This is a genomic window from Crocosphaera watsonii WH 8501 (assembly GCF_000167195.1).
GTDB classification, from domain to species: Bacteria; Cyanobacteriota; Cyanobacteriia; order Cyanobacteriales; family Microcystaceae; genus Crocosphaera; species Crocosphaera watsonii.
The window spans coordinates 1-5,058 of sequence record NZ_AADV02000232.1 but is presented as its reverse complement, the minus strand read 5'-3'; the positions used below and the strand labels follow the sequence as shown (position 1 = coordinate 5,058).

Annotated in this window: 6 protein-coding genes and 2 pseudogenes; 6 read left to right on the top strand and 2 right to left on the bottom strand. The window is 35.9% G+C overall.

Features of this window, described 5'->3' with window-relative positions:
• Nucleotides 1-48 precede the first annotated feature (48 nt).
• The 5 genes and pseudogenes from CWATDRAFT_RS40775 to xseB all read left to right on the top strand — a co-directional run.
• Nucleotides 49-293 (top strand): annotated as a pseudogene (locus CWATDRAFT_RS40775) (site-specific integrase); the annotation flags it as partial.
• Between the two features lie 241 nt (nucleotides 294-534).
• On the top strand, nucleotides 535-1,440 hold the full coding sequence (locus CWATDRAFT_RS29615; RefSeq protein WP_042712863.1) for a hypothetical protein: 906 nt from the start codon (nucleotides 535-537) through the stop codon (nucleotides 1,438-1,440).
• A 73-nt stretch (nucleotides 1,441-1,513) separates the two neighbouring features.
• On the top strand, nucleotides 1,514-1,963 hold the full coding sequence (locus CWATDRAFT_RS29610) for a GNAT family N-acetyltransferase (protein WP_007308409.1): 450 nt from the start codon (nucleotides 1,514-1,516) through the stop codon (nucleotides 1,961-1,963).
• Nucleotides 1,960-3,114: an exodeoxyribonuclease VII large subunit gene (xseA, locus tag CWATDRAFT_RS29605; RefSeq protein WP_007308410.1), complete on the top strand. Its 1,155-nt coding sequence runs from the start codon at nucleotides 1,960-1,962 to the stop codon at nucleotides 3,112-3,114. The genes CWATDRAFT_RS29610 and xseA overlap by 4 nt, the downstream gene beginning before the upstream one ends.
• An 8-nt stretch (nucleotides 3,115-3,122) precedes the next feature.
• Nucleotides 3,123-3,350, top strand: coding sequence for an exodeoxyribonuclease VII small subunit (xseB, locus tag CWATDRAFT_RS29600; RefSeq protein ID WP_007308411.1), 228 nt, complete (start codon nucleotides 3,123-3,125; stop codon nucleotides 3,348-3,350).
• A 316-nt stretch (nucleotides 3,351-3,666) separates the two neighbouring features.
• Here the strand turns inward: xseB and CWATDRAFT_RS29595 are convergent, their stop codons facing one another.
• Nucleotides 3,667-3,993, bottom strand: a complete 327-nt coding sequence (locus CWATDRAFT_RS29595; RefSeq protein ID WP_007308406.1) for a low molecular weight protein tyrosine phosphatase family protein — start codon at nucleotides 3,991-3,993, stop codon at nucleotides 3,667-3,669.
• Between the two features lie 383 nt (nucleotides 3,994-4,376).
• On the opposite strand from CWATDRAFT_RS29595, the pseudogene CWATDRAFT_RS29590 reads away from it, so the two are divergent.
• Nucleotides 4,377-4,720 (top strand): annotated as a pseudogene (locus CWATDRAFT_RS29590) (transposase); the annotation flags it as partial.
• A gap of 125 nt (nucleotides 4,721-4,845) precedes the next feature.
• Here CWATDRAFT_RS29590 and CWATDRAFT_RS40770 read toward each other — a convergent pair.
• Nucleotides 4,846-5,058 (bottom strand): hypothetical protein (locus CWATDRAFT_RS40770; RefSeq protein ID WP_042712861.1); only part of this gene is annotated, 213 nt, incomplete at its 5' end.

The window sequence follows — 5,058 nt, the reverse complement described above, 5'->3', positions numbered from 1 at the left end:
GGTTAAAGTTCCCCTGGATTTTCCTTCAAGGGGGAATTCGTCTGAATGGGGAAGGGCCTTTACCAAAATGTTCGTTGTTATGTAAGAAAGCCAGGAATGAATAAGTAAAGGAGTCCTCAATAAGAATCCGACAATTAATCGAATAACAATGGCTTTTGGATAAAAGTGATGGGGATGTTCGCAAAGTGCAAAAATTATCACGACATAAAAATCGTAATACTTTGATGATTTATGATGATAATCGAAATAATGATCAACTAGAATTGAGTGAATTGTTAGAAGAGGATTTGTAACAATGGATAATGAACAATGGATAATGGATAATGACCGCTCCCCAATAGGAGGATTTACATAAAGTTACGCCCTTAACTCGTTTCTTCAGTTTAGGAGAGTTTTGATTCTTGAATTAATCAATTGTTAATTGTTAATTGTTAATTGTTAATTGCTCAAAATTTTCCACTTAATATAATAAAAGTTGAACCGGTTGAGAGGAATTTAGTCATAGTAAGATACCGAAGACGACGCAGTTCTGCTATTGATGGTTTTACCGATGGGGACTTTGAGGCATTATTCGCTCAGTCTCAGGGGGGACAAACCATTGATGTTGAGGTGGTGTGCGATGAACAACACAGCCAAATAGACAGTCCATTTCAACCCCTAACTGAAGTGGAACTTGCTGAAAAACAACGATTAGAAGCGGTTATTATTGGGGCTGTCTGGTCGGCAGGGAAAGCATTACAGCAACTTCGTGACCAAAAGTTATATCGGGATACTCATACGAGTTTTGAACGGTATTGTCGGGAGCAATTTGGTCATTCCCGCTCTCTGTCGGATTATTTGATTGCAGGAGCTAACATCTACGAAAATCTGACAACGAATCGTTGTCAAATTCTCCCTACTACAGAGTTTCAAGTACGTCCGTTGGGTGTCCTAGAAAATTCAGACCAAGTGGTTGCTTGGGAAAAAGCGGTGGAGATTGCTAATGGTAAGGTTCCCACTCATCGTATTGTTAAACAAGTTGTCAGGGAAATGACAAGAGATGAAAAAGATAATCCGTTTGAGTTAGGGGAAGTGGTGGGGATTATGTCTCTTGATAATCCTGATTTAAAAGGGAAAAATGGTTGTTGGGCTATTGTTACGGGACTGTCAAAAAATACTTGTGATCTACAAACATGGGATAGTGAGTTAGAAGGGGTTGAAATTGAGTTTTTACAGGAGTTGGAATATACAGAAGAAGATTGTCAAACCATTCAAAAACTTCATGGTAGAATTTCTAGATTACAAAAGGGTTCAGAGTTGGAAGGTACAGCAAAAGGAGTTTTAAGATTGTTGGGGAAAATTGAGCGTCCTTATCTGACTCCTTTGGAAGAAGAAATGCTTAAGTTAGTGGAAAAAGTTTATGGTCAAGTTAAACTAACACGCACTCTTCACGCTCATTGATAGATTTGGTATAAATGGGCAAACCTTTGAGGAGAAGAACCTTACTTCTGTGCCGTCTCAATTGGTAGTTTATATGTCTAACAGCCTACTCTCAAAATGTCAATTACGTCAAGCCAGTCCCCAGGATATTTGGACAATTCGATGGTTAGTGCTTGGGGCATTTCTTGACCCAACACAGTTAAAAGTTGAACAATTTTGGGTGATTGAATTAGAAGGACAAATTATTGCTTGTGGTCAATTAAGAACATTTGAGCAAGCTCAAGAGTTAGGCAGTCTTGTGGTTAAAAGAACGTATCAAAATAAAGGCTTAGGGACTCATTTAACCCAACATCTCATAGAAAAAAGTACGACAACTCTTTATGTAGAATGTTTAGGAGATAATCTAAAAACTTTTTATCAAAAATTGGGATTCATTGAAGTAAATTTTGATACCATTTCCTCTTCATTACCCAAGAAGTTTAGAATAACAAAGACCTTAGCACAGTGGTTTAAACTTCCTTTATTTGTTATGATACTAGAATGAACAGAATTCCAGAAACAACCTTATCTGTTAGAGGTTTAACTGAATATATTCAGTTATTATTAGAAGATGATCCCCAATTAATTCAAGTGTGGGTTAGTGGGGAAGTTTCCAGTCTTAAGGTTCATACTGTTGGTTTATTTTTTACTCTAAGTGATAGTGAAGGTAAAACAACACTAAAATGTGTCATTTGGAACTCCCAAAAAAGTCGATTACAAGAGTTACCAAAACTAGGTGCAGAGATTTTAGTCAAAGGAAATATTCGTTTATATCCTAAGAAGGGAGAATATCAATTAACAGTATTTGAAGTATTAGCTACAGGGGACGGACTTCAGGCACTACGGTATCAACAGCTAAAAACCAGACTAGCGAAAGAGGGATTATTTGATCAAAGTATTAAGCGATCGCTTCCTTCATTCCCTCAAATAATAGCAGTTATTACCGCAACAACAGCAGCAGCTTGGGGTGATATCCAAAAAACATTAAGCCGAAGAAACCCAGGGGTTAAAGTGTTATTTTCTCCTGCAACCGTTCAAGGAAAAGATGCTCCATCTTCTATTGTTAAAGCTATGGAACGAGTTAATAATGATGGACGAGCGGAGTTAATTATTTTAGCTAGGGGTGGGGGTGCCGTAGAAGATTTATTCTGTTTTAATGATGAAAGGGTTGTGAGAGCGATCGCTGAGTCCCCTATTCCTGTGATTACCGGTATTGGCCACCAAAGGGACGAAACCTTAGCCGACTTAGTGGCAGATGTAAACGCTCATACCCCTACCGCAGCAGCAGAAATGGCTGTTCCTTCCTATGAAGTGCTAAAAATTGAACATCAACAGCGCAAACAAAGACTAATAGCTAGTATTCAGCAAAGACTCAAACAAGATTTAGAGCAATTAGACGGGTTGAAAAACCGTTTAAAAAGTATTCCCCTTAATGCAGTTTCTATCAGAGAAGCCAAAATAAAAACGTTGATGTTAAAGCAGAAATTAAAAGCATTAGATCCCCATGCTGTGTTAGAAAGAGGTTTTTCTGTGGTGAGACAAATTGATGAGGAAATCGTTAGAGATGTTGAGCAATTAAATGAAGAACAAGAATTAATTATACAATTGGCACAGGGATCGATTAAAGTAAAAGTAACAGAAATTATTACAGACTAATTATATTTATGTCTTCTTCCAGAGAAACAGAACCAAATTGGAATTATGAAGCATCCGTAGCAGAAATTGAGGCTTTAATCGAGAAGATAGAATCAGGAGAGTTACCATTAGAAGCAGTCTTTTCTGAATTTGAAATAGCGTTAAAACAGATTCAGCAGTGTGAGCAATTTCTCTCTCAAGGAGTTAAACGGATGGAATTATTGATAGAAACTTTAGAAGATGATTTAGATTTTTAAATCATCAATAATGGACAATGGATAATTGATAATGGACAATGGATAATTGATAATTTTAAATGACTGCCCTTCTGGAAATAAATATAGATAAGTTGCTATTAATTGATTAATTAAGGATACAGGTTCTCCTAGCGTCAGCTAGGGAGAAAAAAAGTATTATATTCCTTATTTAAAGCCCATCACTAAAGTTAGGTGATAATGCGTGAATTTTGAATTAATAATTTTGAATTGAAGCGAAGCGAATGACTTCTCACTTTTTTCAATTATATTCTCTAAAAAAACAGGTAATTATCCATTATCCATTATCCATTATCCATTATCCATTATTTATGTACCTTTTTAATTTATTTTTCAACAGTTCAACTAAAGCTGGCTCCATTCTGTCATATATATCAGGGATATCTAAGCAGACGAGCTTTTTATCTTTTAATAAACTTTTAAACTTACTTACCACTTTTTTTCTGTGGCTTTTTTCCATTACAAAAATGATATAGGCACACTCGATTAAGTCCCCACTAATTGTCGTTGGAGCATCCTTACTCGTTCCTGCCCCAATGGCGTTGATCCCCTTATATTGACAAAAGACTTCTTCTGCTGTGGGACTTCTTAGTTTATTTTCACTACAAATAAAAAGCAAATTCATTATTTGACTTAAATAGATTTTAGTTTAACTAGATTCCACCAGGAAAATATACCAAAACTTAAAAAAGTAATTCCCATAATTGTTAATGACAGATTAAGAGAGTGTTGGTCAGCTAACCCCGAATTTCTCACAAAATCTGCGATCGCCAAACACAGAAGCCTTACAGGAAGTGGGTTTGAACAGAGCGATCGCAGATTTCCCCAACCAACAGTCTGTTGTCAGATTTTAAGTTAAAATCAACCCGAATTAGACAAAGATGAAAAGATAAATCAATCACTCATTTTTCCAAAAAAATTATTAATAAAATCTCTAATAGTACTAGATTGTTAGAATAAAATATGCTATAATTTAATTATTAAAGCAATTTACCTTAAACTGATTTAATGAGTCCCAGTCATCCCCGAACCCCTCGTCAAGTAATCAACTTTAGTAAACAGAAAGGAAAAGAAATAATCGCTAATTTTGATGGGGGACTAATCACTTCAGATGCGGGGATTGTCTGGATAGCTGAGTTGGATAAAAAACTGGGAATTACGGAGAAGTTTGGTAACTGTTTTCAAGATCATCGTCATCAATCTTATGTAGATCATTCCGTTCATGAGTTATTAGCACAAAGGCTTTATGGAATTTTTTTAGGCTATGAAGATGTCAATGACCATGATAAATTACGTCACGATCCTGCCCTTAAGATCGCTTTAGAAAGCTTAATGAACTTGAAGATAAAAAGGTAACTGCTCACTCGCACAAAAAAGTCTTATTGAAAAGCACTACAAACAACATCAGTTGAGTCAACAAAATATAAAGCCTGTGATTTACCGTAAAATTTAGCTAATTTATACCGCTATTTAATGACTAACATCCAAGAATCAGTCTTTTTAAAACCCCAATAAAACCACCATTTGGGAAAAAAAAGAATAGTAGAATGTTTTTTGTAACGGAAATACCCGCTAATTCGGGATTTTTGGGCAGAAGAAGGGCAATCAGAAAAACATTCCCCACGGTTCGGAGACTTTTAATCCTAACCTGGGGAATCTCACCGCTATGAAAAACTTCCAAATTGCAAGG